The following is a 14,948-nucleotide window of genomic DNA, read 5'->3' as shown; positions in this document are numbered from 1 at the left end:
CTACTCGTACTGGTCGTAGAGCCAGTTCTTGAAGGCCGTCCAGCTGCTGCAGGACTTCGCCTCCTCCACCATGTCGTCAACTGGCACGCCGGCTTTCAGTGCCGCCTTCAACTCGCCCATCAGGCGCGCCGGCACATAGCTCAGGCGGTTGTTGAGAATCCCGCGGACGTAGTACAGGCGGCGCTCGTCTTCCGGGGCTCCTGCCAATGCGCAGATGCCACCCACCTTGCTTATGGCCAGCTCTGCGCTTTCCGTGGTGGCCTTACCGTTCTCGTTGAGCACGACGTACTGCTCGGCAGCGGTGTCGATCGCATCGAGAACACGCGGTAGGCCATGGCGCTTCAGGAGCTTGCGCATCTGCTGGAGACCGTTGTCAGTCAACCAAGAGCCTTTCACGGCGCTCTGCCAAGCCTTCGCGATGGCGTCGATCTGGTCGCCCTCGATGTCCTTCAGCCCTTCGCGCCACTGCAGCATCATTTCCAGCTGCTCGCGGCGCTCGTGCAGCACCTCCATCTGCGCCTGCTGCTTCTTGATGGCTGTGTCGTCGCTCAAGAGGCGATCGCTCTTGCCGGCATTGCAGGGCTGGCACGACGTGATGAAGTTCATCATGTCGTTGTCGCCGTCCTGGCTCACAGGGTGGATGTGGTCCACCTGCAGCAGCACGTCAGGCGCCGCGGCGCCGCAGTATTGGCACTTGAATCCGTCGCGCTTGAAGACCTCGAAGCGGGTCTTCTTGCTGATCGACTTTCGTTCTGTCGTCATTTCATCCTGCCCGGTGCAGGCCCGGCAAAAGGGAGCAGCGGCAGGGCGGGCCGGGAGTCCGCCTTTTCGGGTGTACGGCCCTGAGCCGCTGCTGTAAACGACGGGGCGCAGCTCAAGCCGCACCCCCGATGGAAAGTTGCTGAAGCTCCGCCTGGCACTTCAAGCCAAGCTGCTCCTCGTGCTTCGCGCACTCCTGCACCAGCACCTGTGCGTAGACATCGGGGTGCTGGCGGTCGAAGTCGAGGCCGGGCCCGCGGACGAACTCGCCGGGCTTCTCGCCAGGAACGAGCCAGCCGGTGGAGCCTGTCCACGGCCGCGGGTCAATGCCGATGCTCTTGAGGTCCTTGCGCGTGACGTGGCCAGCGATCTCCAGCGCGGCCAGCACGCGAAGCGCCTTGACCTTCCACTTCGTGAGCTGCAGCGGCGCACTGCAGCCGGCGGCGACATCAGGCACAAACTCCGGCAGTTCGCAGCGCCGCTTGGGGCTCCAGTAGTGCCAGCCCGTGGAGTGCTCCATGCTGAGGCCGGGTGCGAAGCCGACAGGCCCCCAGCCGCCGCGTTCTGGCGCGAACACCATCAAGCCGAGGGCGCCGCAAATCTTGGTCGCCGTGGCGTCGCACTCCGGGATCAGGATGGCGCGATAGTCCGGGCCGGTATCGCTCCAGGCCCTGAAGTCGTCGGGGATGCTCTGGTCGAGCACCTTCATGTTGAAGCGCAGCTTGGCCTGAATGCCGATCTGCGTTCCATCCGCGCCCACCAGCAAGATGTCCCAATCAGCCGTCTCGGCGTAGGGTGTCCAAGACGGCGTTTCGATGCCGCGCCAGCGCTTGCCGGCTTCCGCCTTCACCCAGGTGATGAAGTCGGCGCACAGGGCGGCCTCGGTGGCATAGCGCGGGGTCTTCTTCACGTCAGAACCCCAGCCCGGCCTGTTCCATGGCTGCCGGCGCGTCGTGGGCGAACAGGGCGGCTTGGCGCTGGGCCTGTTCGATGCGGCGGCAGGCGATGTCGAAATACGCCGGCTCGCGCTCGATGCCGATGAAGCTGGCGCCAGCCATGACCGCAGCCACGCCGGTTGTGCCGCTGCCCATGTAGGCGTCCAGCACCGATGCCGGGTTGCCGGCCTGCTCTTGGCACCAGCGCATGAGAGCAAGTGGCTTCTGGGTTGGATGCCCGACGCGCTCCGCATTGGTGGCGCCGATAGACCATGAGAACTGCCGCGCGTTGCGGTCAAGATTCGTCCACGCCAGCTCCAGACTGGCCATGCTCGGCGGCGCATCCGGCTTGAACCACGTCAGCCAGCCGCGCGACGGCTTCAGCGGGTAGTAGTTGCCGCCCCAAACGACCTGCACATCGCCAAGCGCCAGCACCTCAGCGAGTTCACTGACCGGTTCTCGATCCCACTCGCGGGCTTCCATGCCGGCGGCACGCTGCCACTTCGTTGCGCGAGCGCGCGCATCCGTGTCGCCGATGCCGTAGGGCGGGTCAACAATGACGGCCGCCACTCGCTGAAGCGTCGGCAGCACCTCGCGGCAGTCCGCTAGGTACAGCACCGCATCGCCGATGACCTCGCGCTTCATGCCTTGCCCCCGCTGCGCAGCCGCTCCCACTCCGCCGAGAACCCTGCACCACGCACCGCCTCGCCCTCGCGGACCTGGAAGCGCGGGTCGTGGCCACCAGCAATGCCGCGCGCCGGGCAGTGCTCCACTTGCACCCCACCAACTGCCGCCGGTCGCGGCTCAGGGCGCGTCAAGCGGCCCAGGCCGGTGCGCTTGGGGAACTGGTCCAGGCCTGGGGCGTTCTCGCCCAGGGGGTGCGCCTTCTTACGCATACACCCTCCACCCAATCCATTGACTCGGCCCATCAGGAAGCCGGCAGGCCCAACAAGCGGTCGCAAGGTTGTCCAGCACCGTCTTGCCGCCAAACTGCGGCGCCACGATGTATTCACAGGTCAGGCGCTGGTTGCCGCCGCAAAACGCGCAGTGGTGGTCATCGCGCAGAAACACCAGGGCTTGCAGGCGCAGGAGTTCTTTGCGATGCGCCTCCTGCTCGGCGGCGCTAGGGAGGCAACGGACGACATGCCGCTGCTTCCGGTCCACCGTGAGCCACGCATCCATGCCCTGACGCAGCCGCCCATGCGCTGCGGTCAGCTTGGCGGCAAGCCTGCCCATGTCGCCGAGCCCGGCGTTGCGCATTGCGCGCCCCAGGTAAGCGCCGGTCCTGTGCGAGATCGCTGGACCGCGCATGCGGTTGCAAGAGCCGCACGTCGGGTCAACGTCCAGCGGATTGCTGTAATCCCGGTGGTCGTAGAACTTGGCTTGACGCCGGCGATCAGGCGGGCAGTCCACGCACAACTGGCTCTTGATCGGCGGCAGTTCGCCACGCCTGACAGCACGATTGACCGCCCTCCACGCCTGCTGTCGCATCGAGCCGTCGCCGTGAATACCCATGCACCGCGCCAAACCGCACGAATAGCAGCAAAGGCCATGAATGCCGCTGCGCCAAGGGCGAATTGGACGAAAGCAGTCGGCGCAGCAGTGGACGCCATCGACGTACAGCGGCGAGTCGTCGCGCATGTACTGCCGAGTCGGCGCAGCAATGCGCGGCGACGCAGGAATGTGTGCTGCGCAGTATCGGGAGCCACGGCCGCGGCCAGTGAGTTCGCCGCAGACACGGCAGCGAATGCCGGAAAAGCCACCCATTACCGACCCTTTGTGCCGAACGGTTGCGCCAGCAACCGAAGAGTGTTGCACTCCCAAACAAACCCGATCGCCACTCGCCCCTTTGGGGGTAGTCCGACCGAGGAATCGGGCGCGACCATTGCTTCCCATGACCTGTGACGCCATCGACCTGCTTGAAGCCGAAGCGCCCGCCATCACGGCGGAAAAACCAGCACTCGGAATAGGGACACGCTTGACCGGCCGTGCTGCACTCGCTGACGCACTGCGCGAAACTCCCGCCATGAATGCCATGGAAGTAGCGCAGGAAGCGAAGGCGGTGGAAGCCATGACGAAGTCCAGGCCCGGCCGGTCAAGGAAGTTGCCGGCGGCCGGCGTCAACGTCGGCGAAGAAACTCAGAAGGGGCTGGACCGTGCGCGGCTTGAAGCAGCGATTGGTCTCGTACAGAACGTGTTCGGGGAGTTGCTCGCTGCAACCGGCAGCCCGCCCGATCAACCGGAGTCGCTGGACGGTCCTGGGTTCCAGGCTGCGAAGCCGGCGCCGGAGGCTGTCGAGGGTCTTGGAGAAGGGGTCCATGGACCCGATCTTAACTCTAAATATAGAGCGTCGATCACTCTAAGCCATGTGAGCGATGTCGCGCACCATAGCGACATGCGAGGCAACCAAGACGATCAGGACCCCAAGAAGCGGTCGCGCCCAGTCCTGGCCGCAATCCTTGAGCACCTGATTCAAACCAAACAGACCTCACCAAGCCTTCTCACGAAGAAGGTCGGCGAGGAAAAGCCAGTGCTGCCCTCATCGGTCCTGCACCTGGTGCGAAACCAAGATGTTTCGCTGGGCATGGACATGCTTGATCGCCTGGCCTACGCCTTGAACATGGAGACTTGGCAGCTGCTGATCCCCAACATCGACATCGCGATGATGGATGCCGAGCATTGCTCGGCACTTGTGGAACTGGGTCAGCGCCTCGCGCCCCTGCAACCTGACGCCCTGGAGCGCGCGGTGGCGCTGTGCCACCTCGCCATAGATGTCGCGCTCAAGGACAGGCCACCGACGCCGGCGGCGTCAACCGAGCAAAGCCGGCCCCGCGGACCCGGCGCGGCTCGACTCGATCCCCGCGGCGCCACACCCAAGCGAGCGCCTCAGCGGGATTGATGAACATGCGGGCACGCAGCCCGTGCATGGCCATCTGAACGAGGTAGTCGGCCAACCCGGGTAGAGACACGTCCGCCGTGACGTAGGCTACCGGGCGGCGCCCCAACACCGCGACGACCTCGCGCAGGCCGTTGCTGATCTGCTTCATCTCTGAGGCGTCAAGTACCAGCACCGCCTGGCGCAGATCGAACACCACGCCGCAGACCTCCGGCGACAGCATCGCCCACCCCTTGACTCGGGCCTGCATCCATTGCTCCTCGTTGAGCACTCCACGAGCCGTGAGCACCACAGCGTCGCCGCGCAGCTCGCACGTCACTGCGGAGCTGGTCGCGCACATCTCCATCACCACTTCTCCTCATGACGACCGTTGTATCGGTCGTTCCCTGGAAATATTTACAGTCAGATTTCCATGTTAAGCACTTTTTCTTTATGGGAATTGACTTTTACTTTCTGACGATCGCTCGGGTTTTCCCTTGTGAACGTGAAATTTTTGCGGCGCGCCGTCCCTCGTACTCTAAATCCAGAGTAGCATTGCACCCGTAATTTAGAAGCACAGGGATGGAATGTAGCCGCCATGGAAAGCGCTCTCAGTACACCGACTCAAAGAAGCGTCGCCTGCTCTGTCAGTCATGCTGGAGCCCTTGGCCGCCCACGTCCTTGCGCCACCTCTGACTTTCATCAAGAACCCGGCTCCGGCGTGAAAGGTGCACGAAAGGCGTGCCCGGCGACGATGCACCAACCCTGGGCATTTCCCGGGTCTGTTGCCGCTGCCACACAACCCGACGAAAACGGTTTCTTCCCCTCGCTTCTTGGCTCCATCCCTGTCACGGTCGAGTACGCCGCCACCAGCGGCTTTGCTCAGCCCGTGAGCGTTTGGATCGGCGGCAAGAGCGCCAGCCTGCTGGATGACGCCTGCCACTTCAGCCCTTGCCAGTTGAAGGCCTGGGAGCGCGAGGCGCAGGCCACGCACGTTGCCCGCTGTGGCGGCAATGCCTTCGACGACACGGAGCACTGCGCTGCGGTGGCGCTTGGGGCGTTCATCGACCGGATGAATGTCGCGAGGGCTGCGGCATGAGCGCCCTCGCCTGGCTCCAGGGCCGCCCCGACCGCACCGACGTGTACCGCCGCCAGGTGCCGGACTCGCTGCCGCCGTTCGCGCGCTTCGACGCTGATCGCGGCGTCTGGATGTGCGGCTGCTGGCATGCGTACCAGGCCCGGCGCTGTGAGACGCCTTCGCGCTTTCAGGACCTGCCCTGGGGGCCGGTACCGGCCGAGGTGCTGCAGTGAGCGCCGGCAGCGTCAGCCGAGACGACGGCTTCACCTGCTACCGCGTGCACGGCGGCCACGGCCGCTACGAGTGGGCCACGATCTGCATTCGGGAGTGGACGGCCGGCGGCGATATGGTCGGCGAGCGCAGCCGCTTCCTCGGCGAGATCCTGATCCATTCGTCCTTCGGCGCCTGGGGCTTCCAGTGGACGCACCTCGGCGAGCCGTTCCGCGAGTTCCTGCAGCACGCGGAGTTCGACTACGTTTTCACGAAGTTCATGGGCTCCGATCTGCAGGTCTTCGACGGCGAGGGCTCGGTGCGCAACCTGCGCCAGCAGATCGTGGAGCAGCGCCGCAGCAACGACATCACCAAGGGCGCAGCCCGCGCGCTGTGGCAGGAGATCAACGCCTGCCAGAACGAGTGCGAGGACAGCAATGCGAGCTTCGTGGAGCAGATGCGCGACATCGCCGACCGCTTCAACGATGGATACAGCTTCGACAGCGAGATCGAGTCCCTGAGTGAAGCCGAGCGGGATGCCGTCGTGCATCTGCTGCAAGAGCCCTGGGAACTGACGACCACCAAGGCACACCCGCAGGCAGAAGGCTTCTGGCGCGACCTCTGGCCGGCGTTCGTCGAGTACCTGCGCGCCGAGAAAACCGGAGCAAATGCATGACCTCCGAACTCATCGCCCTCGCCGGCACTGTTGCGCTCGCACTGACCGGCACGCTGGTTCGCATCCTGGCTGGAGGAGTTTGACCATGGACCGTCATCACCCGATCCGCTGCGCCGTTGTTGCCCTGTCTGCCCGCCAGCCGCGCTGCGCCTGGTTGCCGGCGCCGATCCGGCGCGTGCTCGATGGCTGTCGGCTGCTGCTGGCGTTGCGCAATGGAGGTGCGTCTTGAACCCCTTCGCCGAACTCCAGCGCGTCGCAGAGCGCGGCTACGCCGACCGCCTGCCGCCGCCGCGCGAGCCCGAGGTCATCCCGGCCCGCCTGGGCTCGCGCACCGAGTTGCTGCTGCATGCGCTGGCCGAGCACGGCGACCTCAGCACGATCGAGTTGTCCGAGATGACCGGGCTGTGCTCGAAGCGCATCTGGGGCCTGCTCAAGGCTCACATCGACTCCGGCCGAGTGGTGGTGCACGACAAGGTTTGGCGCATCAACCGCGAGTGGCCGGCGCAGCAACTGCAGCGTGACTTGGCGCGTGCGGCGGAACTGCTGCGCCAGCACGGGTACACGGTGACCGCCCCTGGAGCGCGGCCATGACCCGGCGCTACTGGACCGAATCCGAAGTGGCCTGGCTGCGCAAGCGCTACAGCGAAGTGCCGGCACGCATCATTGCCGCCACGCTGGACCGTGACGTGCAGGCCATCTACCGCAAGGCGATGCAAATGGGCCTGAAGGCGCCTGCCGAGCGTGTGGCGAAGGCCGCATCCGAGCGCATGCGTTCCTGCGTGAACCATGGCGGGCGCGCGACGCAGTTCAAGCAGGGCATCGTGCCTTGGAACACTGGTCGCCGCGGCGAGACATTCGAGGGCTCTCAGTACACGCAGTTCAAACCGGGCCACCGTCCGCAGACCTGGGTGCCGGTGGGCACCTACACGGTGAACCCGGACGGCCTGCTGGAGCAGAAGGTGGGCGACGACCCGGGTCCGCGCACGGCGCGGTGGAAGCCTGTGCATCGCCTCGTTTGGGAAGCAGCCAACGGACCGATGCCCGCCGGCCACGTCGTGGTGTTCAAGCCGGGCCGCCACAGCACGGACCCCGAGCGCATCACGCTGGATGCCGTCGAGTGCATCACGCGGCGCGAGTTGATGCTGCGCAACACCATCCACCGCTACGGCCCCGAGGTGGCCGATGCCATGCGCCTGCGCGCGGCGCTTGGACGCGAGTTGCGTGAGCGCGCCAAGGAGGCTGAAGGCCATGAGTGACGGCAACACCCTGGGCGACCTTCGCGCCGCCCTCTTCGAGACGCTGCGCGGCGTGCGCAGTGGCGACGTGGACCTGGACCGTGCCCGCGCCGTCAACGAGATCGCCAAAACCCTCATCGACTCCGCCAAGGTTGAGATCGACTACCTGAAGGTCAACGGTGGCGGCGAGTCCGACTTCATCGACGCCGTCGGCAACGACAACCTTCCCGACGGCATCACGGCAATCCGGCGCCACCGACTCAGGGGCTGATGACATGAAAACACCCTCCCGCTGCTGGTCCTGCGCGCACAAGTCCTGGGCTGCCATTACCGACTCCTGCTGCACCAGCCAGGGCTACTTTCCGGTGTGCCGGCACCCGCTGTCCGAGGGTCGGCACTGCGACGAGATGCGGGCGGTGCATTGCGGGCCGGAGGCGAAGTTCCACGAGCCCCGGGCGCGCGTCATCGAGGCGACAGCATGACCCGCTGGACCTGCACCGACGGTCAGGCGATCCGCGCCGCTGACGGCGCCCGCGTGGCCATCGTGGACCAGCGCCGCCACGCCGCAGCCATCACCGCTGTGCCGCTGATGCTGCCCGTGCTCAAGGAATTCGCCCACATCGGCCAGCACTGCCCGGCGATGGTCAAGCACTTCGCCAACCAGTACCCCGTGCACGAGCGCGAGGCCATCCAGAAACTTTTCCGCGACGCCGTCGAAGCCTTCGCCGCCGCAACCAACCAGGAGCCAAAGTGATGGCCAGCGTTCTCTCTCTGTACCGTCGGCGCAACAACACCAGTTCTGTCGCCTTCGAGGACACGCAGCCTGCGCAGCCTCTGGAGCCCGGCTTCACGCCGGGGCCGTACCTCGTCGGGGTCAACGGGCAGATGGTCTTCGCCGACGAGGACGGCAAGCAGCGCCTGGTGGCCATCGTCGTCAGTGGTGCAGCCGACCGCGTGCAACTCCCGTTCCGTGAAACGGCCCACCTGCTCAAGGCCGCACCGGACCTCTTCACGGTAGCGCAAGCCGTGCAGCGACTGCCGGACCCGACCGAAGTGACGCTCGCGGACCTGCACTCGCTCACGGAGCAGATCCGCATGCTCAAGGAGTCCGCGTCGTGGGCAACGCAGCGGGCGCTGGGCGAACTCGGATGACGGAGGCGGGCATGAGCACGGTCGAGCATCAGGCGGCGATCAAGTGGCTCCGTCGCTACGGCAAGGACGACCCCAGCGCCGGAGCACTCATCGAGCGCCATGCGGGCGCCTGTCATGACGAAGTGCAGCCCGGCGACGAATGCCCGTCGTGCTGCCAGCAGCAGTGCCGATACCGCGACACCTGCCCGGCCAGCGCCAGCGTGCGCGGCTGCGGTCGGAACTGAAGTTCAGCGCGCGCCGGCGGCGCATTCCTCTCGCCGGCAACTCCAACAAGGAAACCTCGTGCCCGACATCGCCAAGCTGCAAGAGTTCGACTTCGTCACCGTCTTCGACGCCTCCGGCTCCACCTCCGACGACGACTGCCCCGGCGGCATGACCCGCTGGGACTTCATGCAAGAAACCGCCCTCGCCTTCACCCGCGAGATCGGCAAGATCGACCAGGACGGCCTCGGTGTCGTCATCGGCAAGGGCTCCAGCCCCGTCGTGAAAGACGGCGTCACCGCGCGCGACATCAAGGAACTGCTGGCCTCTTACGGTCCCGGCGGCTCCACGCCGCTGCACACCTGGCTGCAGGCCGCCTTCACGCTGGCGGGCAAGTCCAGCAAGAAGGACCTCATCGCGGTGTTCTTCGACGGCACGCCCGACGACAAGGCCGCCGTGGAGCGCGTCCTGATCGAGCAGTCCAACAAGCAGGAAAGCGACGACGCCCTCACGGTCCTCTTCGTGCAGATCGGCTACGACAGCGCCGCCAAGGCCTGGCTGCAGCAGCTCGACGACGGCCTGACCAAGAAGGGTGCCAAGTTCGACATCGTGGACACCGCCACGATGGATGACCTCGTCAATGCCGGCTCCGCGGCCGAGCTGATCCTCAAGGCCATCGCCGACTGATCGGCTTCGGCGGACGCATGCACACCCTTGACCTGATCCTGGCCGCTTCGCACCTCGCCGTTTTCGCGGCCGGCTGGTGGTGCGGCGTCCGCCTCTACCGCTTCATGTTGAACCGCCGCGCCGGCGATCGGCGCTGATCCCTGGAGAACGCCATGAACGCACTTGGACCCGTCGTTTCCAACCGCCTCACTGACGAGCGCGCCGCGCACACGGCCATGAAGCCGCACCTCGCGCAGCGGCTGGCCCAACTGACCGCGCGCGCCACGCCGCTGGGCCTGGTGGCCACGGACGGCGCCGGCCGCATGGCGTTCTCGCCGAACTACACGCGGCCCGGCCAGCAGATCGCCTGCAAGCCCGTGGCGCTGCCGCCCATCACCTGGGCCTGTGAAGCAGCGCTGCCCGACGGCATCGGGGCGGAGTGGAAGACCACGGGCGCCATCGTCAACGGCAGCCGCGTCTACGTGACAGCCACGCAGGAACAGTTCTTTGATCTCGGCGTGGACGCCGAAGCCGCCCGGCGCTTGATGGCAACGCCGTGCGTGGTGACGCACCTGGGCGCAGTGGACACCGACATCCGCGAGGAGCACGACACGCAATCGCTGGGATGGCGGGTCGAGACGGCCTGGTTGCGGCTGGCCGATGCGCCGGCGGCCGACTTCGACCCGTTGAGCGGCCCGCTGCAGGTCGGCGACCGCATCGAGAAGTTGGAGGGCGCATATCGCGGCAGCATCGGCGTCGTCGTTCAACTGCGGGGCCGCGCCAATGACGGCATGGCGGTCCGCTGGGAAAGCGGAAGCGCCCTGAATCGCGACAACGGTCGGTGGCACGACCCTGCTGCGGTTGCCGCATCGCGGTCGTCCTGGCGAATCCTGCAGCGCGGCGCGTCCTGAGCACCAGGGGCCGCCACCCAACCCAAGTTTTCAGGGCGACTCCAGCGGCGTGGGTTCAGTGCCATTCCTCCCTGTCTGCCAAGACCTTCCCGCGCCGCGCCACTGCTGTGGCCGCCCTACTTTCTTCACATCGGCAACTGCTGCTGAAGACCGAGCGCCCGGACCCGACGCAAGAGCGGGCCGGGCCTCACCCAACACCCAAGGACCCTGCATGCCCACCAACCTCACCGCCGACCAACTGGAGCGCATCGCCCGCACCTGCCACGAGGCAAACAAGGCCCTGTGCGAAGCCCACGGCGACCACTCGCAAAAGCCCTGGGCTGATGCCGAGCAGTGGCAGCGCGACAGCACCGTGGCCGGCGTGCAGTTCGCCATCGACAACCCCGACGCCGGCCCGGACGCGCAGCACAACGCCTGGATGGCCGACAAGCTGCGCGACGGCTGGACCTGGGGCCCTGTGAAGAACCCGGAGTTGAAGCTGCACCCCTGCATCGTCCCGTACTCGGACCTGCCGGCGGAGCAGCGGGCCAAGGACTACGTGTTCAAGGCCATCGTGGGCGCGATGCGGGACCGCTGACCATGCTCAAAATCGAAATCACCGACCCCGAACACCTCTCCGACCTCTGGATGTGGATGGGCCACCTTGAAGCTCATGAGTGGGCCAAGAAGAAGTCCGACGCCGCCAAGGTCGTCGGCATGGCGCTCATGACGGACCTGCTCGAAGGCCGCTGCAGCCAAGTCGGCGAGCGGGTGCGGATCAAGAACATCCGGCTCGCCGTCAAGAACGGCTTCAACATCGAGACGCACGCGCTGCACCTGGAGAACGCGGGTGGGCGGGCGTATTTGGTGGCGCACCCGTATGACGGGGCCGAGGGCTGACGCACCATGTTCAAGACCCTTACGCTACTGCGCATCGCGCCCACTTGGCAGCCCGACGCCGCAGCCACCGAATCCGCCCTCGCCCGCGAGCCCTTCACGCCCTGCGCGCCGACGCAGCCTCTGAGCACCGGCTGGGTGCCGCCGCGAGGCACGCCGCACGCGCCGCTGCTCGAAGTCGTCGGCGGCCACTGGCTGCTGGCGCTGATGGCCGAGAAGCGGCTGCTGCCGGCATCCGTCGTCAAGGACCGCGTCGAGGCCATCGCTGCAGCCATCGAGCAGGAGCGCGGCTACAAGCCGGGCAAGAAGGAGTGCAAGGAACTGGTCGAGCAGGCCACGCACGAACTGCTGCCCATGGCGTTCACGAAGCGCAGCCGCACCCAGGTCTGGATCGACCCGCGCGCCGGGCTCCTGGCCATCGACGCCAGCGCCAAGCAGGCAGACGCCGTGGTGAGCATGCTGGTCAAGGCGCTGGATTGCTTCGCGGTGAAGCCCATCGTCACGCAGCAGTCGGCTGCGGGCTGCATGGCGGCGTGGCTTGCCGAGGGCGAGGCGCCCGCCGGGTTCTACCTGGACCGCGAGTGCGAGGTACGGGCCGCGGACGAGACGAAGGCCACCGTGCGGTACGCCAAGCACGCGCTCGACACCGACGAGGTGAAGCAGCACATCGCAGCGGGCAAGCGGCCCACGCGGCTGGCGCTGAGCTGGAACGAGCGCGTGGCCTTCGTTCTGACCGACGCGCTGCTGCTGAAGAAGCTCCAGTTCCTGGACACCGCCCTCGAAGGCCGCAACGTGGTGGACGAGGACGAGTCTTTCGACGCCGACGCGGCCATCGCAACGGGCGAGTTGAGCCGGCTGATCCCGGAGCTGCTGGATGCGCTCGGCGGCGAGCCGCAGACCAGCAACGTCACTTCACCCATTACCGAGGAAGCAGGAACTCCGGCATGAGCACTACCAAGCAAGAAAACGTCGTCATCAGCGCACCGAACTTCGGTGTTCTGGAACTTCTGATCCGCGGCACAGCGCCGCTGGTCATAGAGCGCTTCTCGAAAAAGGCCGAACTCATGAGCCGCATGGCCGAAGGTTCAGTTGCGAAATCCAAAAAGGTCAGAGAGGCGCGCGACTACGAGCGCGAAGCAGAGGAAGCTCGCTATCGCTCGTTCGATGGCTGGGAGGGCATGAATGCTGCCGCGTTCCGTGCCGGAATGATTTCCGCGTGCCGGCTGGTCGGCTTCAAAATGACTTTGGCCAAGTTGAGCTGCTTTATCGAGGCGGATGGTTTCGACCGCATCGACGGCCTGCCGCTGATCCGCATCTACGGCGAGAGCCGGACCTTCTCCGCGCACACCCGCAACGCCACCGGCGTGGTTGATGTGCGCGCCCGCCCTCAGTACCAGTCCTGGGCGGCAAAGCTGCGCATCAAGTTCGACCAGAGCCAGTTCAAGGCGGCTGACGTAATAAACCTGATGTCGCGGGTTGGGCTTCAGGTCGGCATCGGTGCTGGGCGCCCGGACAGCAAAAGCAGTGCGGGGTGCGGCTGGGGCACTTTCGAGGTGATTGGCACGGACCAAGACGCATCGGTGAGAGCGCAATTCGGTATTGCCTGACGCAGCAGGCAAGGCATGGCATGGCGAGTTTTGGATTGGCGAGGCGCGGTGCGGCAGGCATGGCAAGGCGAGGCTTGGCAAGGCAAGGCCAGGACCGGTTCGTCTCGGCAAGGCAGGTAAGGCAAGGCGGCGCTGGGATAGGTACGGCGCAGCTGGCGTGGCTGGGCTGGGCGACGTGAGGCCAGGCATGGCGATGTTTGGCATTGCCGGGCAAGGCGAGGTGAGGCCGGTGTGGCGCGGCGTGGAGCGGAAAGGCTTCACAAGGCGGGGTGACGCTTGGCATAGCAGGCTAGGCGCGGCGAGGAACAGCGTGGACTGGCGAGGTAGGGCAGGCATGGACCGGCCGGGCGCAGTAAGGCGTGGTGGGGCTTTGCTCAGCAGGCTAGGAATGGCCCGGCTGGGCGAAGTCGGGCGTCGTGAGGCAGGCAAGGCGGGGCACGGCAAGGCGGGGCGCGGCGCGGACTGGCAGGCATGGAAAGGAATGGCCTGGAGGGGTTTGGCTTGGCTCAGCAGGCACGGAACAACAGGAGTTGAAGATGGACACGATCAAGAGTGAGTTGGAGCGGATCGCAGCAGAGCACGACGGCCTGCTGCGGCCCGAGGACGTGGTGAAGCAGGCTGCGGACAAGGCGCACCCGCTGCACGAGCATTTCCAGTGGGACAACACGACTGCCGCGCACCAATGGCGACTGGAGCAGGCGCGCAGGCTGATCCGCTCAGTTCGGATTGAAGTCCCGAATCAGCCGGCCGTTGCCGTGCAGGCATTCGTGTCCATTCCGAGTGACCGCAAACAGGAGGGTGGTGGCTACCGCGCCCTCGATGCCGTACTGGACAACGAGTTCATGACGCGTCAGTTGGCCGCCGAGATGCAGGCCAAGGTCAACTACTGGCGCAACCAGTGCGCGGCACTCGGCCTGGTGATCGACTTCGAGCCGGCGCAAAAGATCGCAGACACGGTGCGGCAGGCAAGCGAGGGGCCGAGGGCCGCTGCATGACGTATCCGACCACCTACGTCGCCAAGGTCTTGGCCACTGCCCAGCAGTACCTGGGCAAGACGCCCGAAGCGCTGGCCAGCGCAGCCGCGTCGCTTGACATGCCGACCGAGGCTGTCGAGCAGATCGCCCGCGAGCACGCCAAAGCCGCAGCGCCGGCACAGCAGCGCCAGCCGGCCAAGGCCGGGCGCACGAAAGAAGGAAGCACCCCTTGAGCACTACCCACGAAGACGCCCTTCGGCGCATCCTGGCACTGAGCCTGGACGCCCACATAGGCCCGCACGCCCTCGCCCTGGCCATGAAGGAGATCGCGCGCCAGGCGCTTGACGAATCGGCCGAGCCGCCCGTGGCCATGCTTGCCTGGATCGGCAAGGACGAAAGCCACGACAAGGTCGGCATCCGCAGCATCGGTACGCCGATGGGTGTGCTGCCCGCGTGCATGGTGGACAACAAGGCGTCCCAGGAAACCATGCCGAAGATGGCTGCCGTCATGCAGGTCATTGCGGACACGGTGAGCGAGCCGCAGCGCCTGGTGCGCTTCGTGGCGGTGGAGACGCTGCAGGAGTTGCGGCCGATCACGGAGCACCACTGATGGGTTTCTACATCCCGACCAACTCCGGCGACCTCGCGCCGCCGCCAGCCTACAGCGCCAGCCTGGGCGTGCCACTGGCCAACACGCTGCATCCCGCAGGCGCCGCGCCTGAACCGCAGCCTGCGGCGGCCGATCCCGGCGAGACCTGGAAGCCTTGCCGCGACCTGCCCACGTCCTGAAAGC

28 protein-coding genes are annotated in these 14,948 nt (G+C 66.3%); 22 read left to right on the top strand and 6 right to left on the bottom strand.

The genetic code is table 11. From position 1 onward, the window contains the following. From FJ694_RS09835 to FJ694_RS09815, 5 genes are all read right to left on the bottom strand, one after another. A complete protein-coding gene (locus FJ694_RS09835) occupies positions 1-762 on the bottom strand; it encodes an HNH endonuclease (protein ID WP_157266504.1) in 762 nt (253 codons plus the stop codon). A gap of 112 nt (positions 763-874) precedes the next feature. Continuing rightward, entirely contained in the window at positions 875-1,669 is a 795-nt protein-coding gene (locus FJ694_RS09830) for a hypothetical protein (RefSeq protein ID WP_157266503.1), read from the bottom strand. Position 1,670: 1 nt separating this feature from the next. Next, a complete protein-coding gene (locus FJ694_RS09825; RefSeq protein WP_157266502.1) occupies positions 1,671-2,339 on the bottom strand; it encodes a DNA-methyltransferase in 669 nt (222 codons plus the stop codon). Then, positions 2,336-2,590, bottom strand: coding sequence for a hypothetical protein (locus FJ694_RS09820; protein WP_157266501.1), 255 nt, complete (start codon positions 2,588-2,590; stop codon positions 2,336-2,338). Before FJ694_RS09820 ends, FJ694_RS09825 begins: the two co-directional genes overlap by 4 nt. Next, positions 2,583-3,335: an HNH endonuclease gene (locus tag FJ694_RS09815; protein WP_157266500.1), complete on the bottom strand. Its 753-nt coding sequence runs from the start codon at positions 3,333-3,335 to the stop codon at positions 2,583-2,585. The genes FJ694_RS09820 and FJ694_RS09815 overlap by 8 nt, the downstream gene beginning before the upstream one ends. 253 nt (positions 3,336-3,588) lie before the next feature. Between FJ694_RS09815 and FJ694_RS09810 the strand changes: the two genes are divergently transcribed. Beyond that, positions 3,589-4,593, top strand: coding sequence for a hypothetical protein (locus tag FJ694_RS09810; RefSeq protein ID WP_157266499.1), 1,005 nt, complete (start codon positions 3,589-3,591; stop codon positions 4,591-4,593). Here FJ694_RS09810 and FJ694_RS09805 read toward each other — a convergent pair. After that, positions 4,475-4,936 (bottom strand): hypothetical protein, encoded by a 462-nt coding sequence (locus FJ694_RS09805; protein ID WP_157266498.1) that lies wholly within the window; start codon positions 4,934-4,936, stop codon positions 4,475-4,477. The genes FJ694_RS09810 and FJ694_RS09805 overlap by 119 nt on opposite strands. A gap of 387 nt (positions 4,937-5,323) precedes the next feature. Between FJ694_RS09805 and FJ694_RS09800 the strand changes: the two genes are divergently transcribed. The 21 genes from FJ694_RS09800 to FJ694_RS09700 all read left to right on the top strand — a co-directional run bounded on the left by FJ694_RS09800 (position 5,324) and on the right by FJ694_RS09700 (position 14,944). Further along, complete coding sequence (locus tag FJ694_RS09800; protein ID WP_157266497.1) at positions 5,324-5,668, top strand: hypothetical protein; 345 nt, start codon at positions 5,324-5,326, stop codon at positions 5,666-5,668. Continuing rightward, positions 5,665-5,880 (top strand): hypothetical protein, encoded by a 216-nt coding sequence (locus tag FJ694_RS09795; RefSeq protein ID WP_157266496.1) that lies wholly within the window; start codon positions 5,665-5,667, stop codon positions 5,878-5,880. Before FJ694_RS09800 ends, FJ694_RS09795 begins: the two co-directional genes overlap by 4 nt. Continuing rightward, positions 5,877-6,533, top strand: a complete 657-nt coding sequence (locus FJ694_RS09790) for a phiTE_072 family protein (protein WP_157266495.1) — start codon at positions 5,877-5,879, stop codon at positions 6,531-6,533. The genes FJ694_RS09795 and FJ694_RS09790 overlap by 4 nt, the downstream gene beginning before the upstream one ends. An 85-nt stretch (positions 6,534-6,618) precedes the next feature. Continuing rightward, complete coding sequence (locus tag FJ694_RS09785) at positions 6,619-6,762, top strand: hypothetical protein (protein ID WP_157266493.1); 144 nt, start codon at positions 6,619-6,621, stop codon at positions 6,760-6,762. Continuing rightward, the gene (locus FJ694_RS09780) at positions 6,759-7,124 is read left to right on the top strand and encodes a hypothetical protein (protein ID WP_157266491.1); all 366 of its coding nucleotides are present in this window, start codon (positions 6,759-6,761) and stop codon (positions 7,122-7,124) included. The genes FJ694_RS09785 and FJ694_RS09780 overlap by 4 nt, the downstream gene beginning before the upstream one ends. Continuing rightward, the gene (locus tag FJ694_RS09775) at positions 7,121-7,789 is read left to right on the top strand and encodes an HNH endonuclease signature motif containing protein (RefSeq protein WP_157266489.1); all 669 of its coding nucleotides are present in this window, start codon (positions 7,121-7,123) and stop codon (positions 7,787-7,789) included. Before FJ694_RS09780 ends, FJ694_RS09775 begins: the two co-directional genes overlap by 4 nt. Then, positions 7,782-8,039 carry a hypothetical protein gene (locus FJ694_RS09770; RefSeq protein WP_157266487.1) on the top strand — a complete coding sequence of 86 codons (258 nt, stop codon included), beginning with the start codon at positions 7,782-7,784 and terminating at the stop codon, positions 8,037-8,039. The genes FJ694_RS09775 and FJ694_RS09770 overlap by 8 nt, the downstream gene beginning before the upstream one ends. 4 nt (positions 8,040-8,043) lie before the next feature. Beyond that, positions 8,044-8,250, top strand: coding sequence for a hypothetical protein (locus FJ694_RS09765; protein ID WP_157266485.1), 207 nt, complete (start codon positions 8,044-8,046; stop codon positions 8,248-8,250). Then, positions 8,247-8,522: a hypothetical protein gene (locus FJ694_RS09760; protein ID WP_157266483.1), complete on the top strand. Its 276-nt coding sequence runs from the start codon at positions 8,247-8,249 to the stop codon at positions 8,520-8,522. The genes FJ694_RS09765 and FJ694_RS09760 overlap by 4 nt, the downstream gene beginning before the upstream one ends. Beyond that, the gene (locus FJ694_RS09755) at positions 8,522-8,920 is read left to right on the top strand and encodes a hypothetical protein (protein WP_157266481.1); all 399 of its coding nucleotides are present in this window, start codon (positions 8,522-8,524) and stop codon (positions 8,918-8,920) included. Before FJ694_RS09760 ends, FJ694_RS09755 begins: the two co-directional genes overlap by 1 nt. 11 nt (positions 8,921-8,931) lie before the next feature. Beyond that, complete coding sequence (locus tag FJ694_RS09750) at positions 8,932-9,144, top strand: hypothetical protein (protein ID WP_157266479.1); 213 nt, start codon at positions 8,932-8,934, stop codon at positions 9,142-9,144. Between the two features lie 58 nt (positions 9,145-9,202). After that, positions 9,203-9,808, top strand: a complete 606-nt coding sequence (locus FJ694_RS09745; RefSeq protein ID WP_157266477.1) for a vWA domain-containing protein — start codon at positions 9,203-9,205, stop codon at positions 9,806-9,808. A gap of 152 nt (positions 9,809-9,960) precedes the next feature. Then, positions 9,961-10,698, top strand: coding sequence for a hypothetical protein (locus FJ694_RS09740; protein WP_157266475.1), 738 nt, complete (start codon positions 9,961-9,963; stop codon positions 10,696-10,698). Between the two features lie 211 nt (positions 10,699-10,909). Further along, a complete protein-coding gene (locus tag FJ694_RS09735) occupies positions 10,910-11,275 on the top strand; it encodes a RyR domain-containing protein (RefSeq protein ID WP_157266473.1) in 366 nt (121 codons plus the stop codon). Positions 11,276-11,277: 2 nt separating this feature from the next. Continuing rightward, on the top strand, positions 11,278-11,577 hold the full coding sequence (locus tag FJ694_RS09730; RefSeq protein ID WP_157266471.1) for a hypothetical protein: 300 nt from the start codon (positions 11,278-11,280) through the stop codon (positions 11,575-11,577). Between the two features lie 6 nt (positions 11,578-11,583). Beyond that, positions 11,584-12,522, top strand: a complete 939-nt coding sequence (locus tag FJ694_RS09725) for a recombination-associated protein RdgC (protein ID WP_157266469.1) — start codon at positions 11,584-11,586, stop codon at positions 12,520-12,522. After that, positions 12,519-13,181 carry a hypothetical protein gene (locus tag FJ694_RS09720; protein ID WP_157266467.1) on the top strand — a complete coding sequence of 221 codons (663 nt, stop codon included), beginning with the start codon at positions 12,519-12,521 and terminating at the stop codon, positions 13,179-13,181. The genes FJ694_RS09725 and FJ694_RS09720 overlap by 4 nt, the downstream gene beginning before the upstream one ends. Before the next feature lie 536 nt (positions 13,182-13,717). Beyond that, positions 13,718-14,176, top strand: a complete 459-nt coding sequence (locus FJ694_RS09715; RefSeq protein WP_157266465.1) for a hypothetical protein — start codon at positions 13,718-13,720, stop codon at positions 14,174-14,176. After that, the gene (locus FJ694_RS09710) at positions 14,173-14,388 is read left to right on the top strand and encodes a hypothetical protein (RefSeq protein ID WP_157266463.1); all 216 of its coding nucleotides are present in this window, start codon (positions 14,173-14,175) and stop codon (positions 14,386-14,388) included. Before FJ694_RS09715 ends, FJ694_RS09710 begins: the two co-directional genes overlap by 4 nt. After that, the gene (locus FJ694_RS09705) at positions 14,385-14,765 is read left to right on the top strand and encodes a hypothetical protein (protein WP_157266461.1); all 381 of its coding nucleotides are present in this window, start codon (positions 14,385-14,387) and stop codon (positions 14,763-14,765) included. The genes FJ694_RS09710 and FJ694_RS09705 overlap by 4 nt, the downstream gene beginning before the upstream one ends. Continuing rightward, the gene (locus tag FJ694_RS09700; protein ID WP_157266459.1) at positions 14,765-14,944 is read left to right on the top strand and encodes a hypothetical protein; all 180 of its coding nucleotides are present in this window, start codon (positions 14,765-14,767) and stop codon (positions 14,942-14,944) included. The genes FJ694_RS09705 and FJ694_RS09700 overlap by 1 nt, the downstream gene beginning before the upstream one ends. The last annotated feature ends 4 nt before the right edge of the window (positions 14,945-14,948 follow it).

Origin of the sequence: Azohydromonas aeria (assembly GCF_009760915.1) — a bacterium.
Lineage (GTDB): Bacteria > Pseudomonadota > Gammaproteobacteria > Burkholderiales > Burkholderiaceae_C > Azohydromonas > Azohydromonas aeria.
Note: the sequence above shows the minus strand (reverse complement) of the source record. Positions and strands in the feature narration are given on the sequence as shown.

Excerpts from the sequence above, each read along its gene's own strand:
- FJ694_RS09720 (WP_157266467.1), top strand. The coding sequence starts at position 12,519 with ATGAGCACTACCAAGCAAGAAAACGTCGTCATCAGCGCACCGAACTTC.
- FJ694_RS09820 (WP_157266501.1), bottom strand. The coding sequence starts at position 2,590 with ATGCGTAAGAAGGCGCACCCCCTGGGCGAGAACGCCCCAGGCCTGGAC.
- FJ694_RS09815 (WP_157266500.1), bottom strand. The coding sequence starts at position 3,335 with ATGCGCGACGACTCGCCGCTGTACGTCGATGGCGTCCACTGCTGCGCC.
- FJ694_RS09730 (WP_157266471.1), top strand. The coding sequence starts at position 11,278 with ATGCTCAAAATCGAAATCACCGACCCCGAACACCTCTCCGACCTCTGG.
- FJ694_RS09770 (WP_157266487.1), top strand. The coding sequence starts at position 7,782 with ATGAGTGACGGCAACACCCTGGGCGACCTTCGCGCCGCCCTCTTCGAG.
- FJ694_RS09700 (WP_157266459.1), top strand. The coding sequence starts at position 14,765 with ATGGGTTTCTACATCCCGACCAACTCCGGCGACCTCGCGCCGCCGCCA.
- FJ694_RS09810 (WP_157266499.1), top strand. The coding sequence starts at position 3,589 with ATGACCTGTGACGCCATCGACCTGCTTGAAGCCGAAGCGCCCGCCATC.
- FJ694_RS09725 (WP_157266469.1), top strand. The coding sequence starts at position 11,584 with ATGTTCAAGACCCTTACGCTACTGCGCATCGCGCCCACTTGGCAGCCC.
- FJ694_RS09785 (WP_157266493.1), top strand. The coding sequence starts at position 6,619 with ATGGACCGTCATCACCCGATCCGCTGCGCCGTTGTTGCCCTGTCTGCC.
- FJ694_RS09760 (WP_157266483.1), top strand. The coding sequence starts at position 8,247 with ATGACCCGCTGGACCTGCACCGACGGTCAGGCGATCCGCGCCGCTGAC.
- FJ694_RS09735 (WP_157266473.1), top strand. The coding sequence starts at position 10,910 with ATGCCCACCAACCTCACCGCCGACCAACTGGAGCGCATCGCCCGCACC.
- FJ694_RS09750 (WP_157266479.1), top strand. The coding sequence starts at position 8,932 with ATGAGCACGGTCGAGCATCAGGCGGCGATCAAGTGGCTCCGTCGCTAC.
- FJ694_RS09825 (WP_157266502.1), bottom strand. The coding sequence starts at position 2,339 with ATGAAGCGCGAGGTCATCGGCGATGCGGTGCTGTACCTAGCGGACTGC.
- FJ694_RS09795 (WP_157266496.1), top strand. The coding sequence starts at position 5,665 with ATGAGCGCCCTCGCCTGGCTCCAGGGCCGCCCCGACCGCACCGACGTG.
- FJ694_RS09715 (WP_157266465.1), top strand. The coding sequence starts at position 13,718 with ATGGACACGATCAAGAGTGAGTTGGAGCGGATCGCAGCAGAGCACGAC.
- FJ694_RS09765 (WP_157266485.1), top strand. The coding sequence starts at position 8,044 with ATGAAAACACCCTCCCGCTGCTGGTCCTGCGCGCACAAGTCCTGGGCT.
- FJ694_RS09740 (WP_157266475.1), top strand. The coding sequence starts at position 9,961 with ATGAACGCACTTGGACCCGTCGTTTCCAACCGCCTCACTGACGAGCGC.
- FJ694_RS09775 (WP_157266489.1), top strand. The coding sequence starts at position 7,121 with ATGACCCGGCGCTACTGGACCGAATCCGAAGTGGCCTGGCTGCGCAAG.
- FJ694_RS09755 (WP_157266481.1), top strand. The coding sequence starts at position 8,522 with ATGGCCAGCGTTCTCTCTCTGTACCGTCGGCGCAACAACACCAGTTCT.
- FJ694_RS09835 (WP_157266504.1), bottom strand. The coding sequence starts at position 762 with ATGACGACAGAACGAAAGTCGATCAGCAAGAAGACCCGCTTCGAGGTC.
- FJ694_RS09805 (WP_157266498.1), bottom strand. The coding sequence starts at position 4,936 with ATGGAGATGTGCGCGACCAGCTCCGCAGTGACGTGCGAGCTGCGCGGC.
- FJ694_RS09800 (WP_157266497.1), top strand. The coding sequence starts at position 5,324 with ATGCACCAACCCTGGGCATTTCCCGGGTCTGTTGCCGCTGCCACACAA.
- FJ694_RS09710 (WP_157266463.1), top strand. The coding sequence starts at position 14,173 with ATGACGTATCCGACCACCTACGTCGCCAAGGTCTTGGCCACTGCCCAG.